Source organism: Algorimicrobium echini (genome assembly GCF_900115185.1).
Lineage (GTDB): Bacteria > Bacteroidota > Bacteroidia > Flavobacteriales > Flavobacteriaceae > Algorimicrobium > Algorimicrobium echini.
Genome location: NZ_FOVN01000020.1, coordinates 1 through 1,963 on the forward strand (window position 1 = coordinate 1; position 1,963 = coordinate 1,963).

A 1,963-nucleotide genomic window follows, 5' to 3' on the forward strand; every position below is an offset into this window, starting at 1 on the left:
ATTTCAACACCACACCATCATCAATATGAGATAATTAAAAAATAAATATTAACTTTGGAGAACTAGGCTAGTGCTTTTCATAGGATACGGTGTTGGCAGTAGTGTTTTATTCGAAGAGTTTAGTCTGATTCTCAATCTTTGGATGAAAAGTTCCGATTATCATAAATGGATTGTGAGATACATAATGGTGAACTTGAGATGTTCCTAAAAACAAATACAAGTCTTTAGTCATCGCAAAATCGTCAAAGTATTTTTTTCTCACATCAGCAACTGCTTTTGCCTCATTTCCTTCGTATTTGGCAAGTTGTCTCCAATATAAAGCTCCAATTTCCCAATCCTCAATCATCATTCGGCTTTCTTTTCCTTGATTATCCTCAAGAACATAAGTAAATTTATATGGTAGCTTGTCAACTACATCAAAAGGGTCTTCAGGATGCTCAAATAGATTTCCTTGTTCTCTTTGTGCTTTTAATTTCGCGATTTTCTTTTTATCCCAAACTCTGTCAACTTCTTTAGCAACAAAATCTTTGATTTTTGTAGGTTTAAAAACAGCAAGAGAAGTACAAATCTCTTTGTCTTTAGCTTCTGCAATTAGTTCTGCAAGGTTTTCATATACTTTATTTAGTACTGATTTTTTTCGTAAGTACCAATTACCAGCAGTATCTATATGTTCAAGGATTTTTATTTCACTATCCATTGAGTATGGTCTATAACTTTCAGGTCGAAAATCACTCGTATTTTTAACCAAGTCTAGTTCAATCCATTCATATTTTCGATATTGTTCCGAATAATCTTTTTTTCGGAAAGGAACAGGATAAATTCTAATCCATTTTCCATCTTCGGTAAATCCTGCTGTACAAACTAATTCATCATATTTTCCAGAAATTGCTGGATACGTTTTAACTGTTATTAGAACCTTTGTTTTTGCCATAAATTATATATGTTCAACAACTAAATCAGATTCTATAGATTTCAATGATTCAGCTAATGGTAATCTGTGACATTGACAAATGTTTGATTCGAAACAGGTAAGTGCAATTCTATTATACTCGTTTAATAGATTAATGATTTCTTGTTGTTGGGTTGATGTTTCTTTAAGTGTTGTTTTTTTGTAACTCTCAAAAAGTATATCATAGTCTTCTTGTTTTTCAAGAGTCTGTCTTTTATTTGAGTTTATTCCTACTTCTGGAATGTGTATATATTTAATCCCTAAACTTTCACAAAACCTCTTTAGTAGAGTTTTGCTAAAGCCATACTTCATACTCAAAGGATTCTTTCTAACATCAACTAAAAGTTTAATATTGTTTTTTACAAGTTTGTTTAAATACTTTTCTAAACTAACTCCTTCATAACCAATTGTAAAAACGGATTTTTCATTTTGATTTGGTATCGTATTTAAAACTCTATTATAATATTCTTCGTTTAATATTCTTTCAGAAATTGTACTGTTAATTGCATAATAAGGGAAATTAATATAAGTATGTCTTATTAAGGCTTCACTTGCCATATTTCCGTAGCTGTCAATTGTTTCAGTTAATAGTTCTCTGTCTTTAGGTTTTAGAGTAGGTAAATAATCTTTAGGGTCAATTTTCGAATAACCTCTTTCCGATTCAGATAAAAACTCTTTTTTTACCATTGTCACTAAATCAGCGTGTGCTGAATAAGAGTAGCACCCAAATTTATATGGTACAAAGTCATATTCAGATTCTCGTTTTCTTTGACTATATAAAAACAGCAACTTTTGTAATTTAGTTTTTTCAACATTTCCGTTACAAAGTTGGAATAATGATAATATTATTTTTCTTCTATAAAACATTCTACAAAGTTAGTGTTTAAAAAATGCCTTTAAAAATATTCTCGATTTTTTCACATGTCTTGTCCTGAAATATGGCTACAGGTTAAAATTGAATTAAGCTGATAATTTATATACCATATTAGGTGTTTTATAGTCTAAAGATAAATG

General features: G+C 29.8%; 2 protein-coding genes. Both read right to left on the reverse strand.

Annotated elements, in window-relative coordinates:
• Positions 1-106: 106 nt before the first annotated feature.
• Positions 107-931 carry a hypothetical protein gene (locus BM239_RS15215; protein WP_092210191.1) on the reverse strand — a complete coding sequence of 275 codons (825 nt, stop codon included), beginning with the start codon at positions 929-931 and terminating at the stop codon, positions 107-109.
• 3 nt (positions 932-934) lie between these two features.
• Entirely contained in the window at positions 935-1,816 is an 882-nt protein-coding gene (locus BM239_RS15220) for a DUF488 domain-containing protein (RefSeq protein ID WP_092210193.1), read from the reverse strand.
• Positions 1,817-1,963 lie beyond the last annotated feature (147 nt).

Excerpts from the sequence above, each read along its gene's own strand:
- BM239_RS15220 (WP_092210193.1), bottom strand. The coding sequence starts at position 1,816 with ATGTTTTATAGAAGAAAAATAATATTATCATTATTCCAACTTTGTAAC.
- BM239_RS15215 (WP_092210191.1), bottom strand. The coding sequence starts at position 931 with ATGGCAAAAACAAAGGTTCTAATAACAGTTAAAACGTATCCAGCAATT.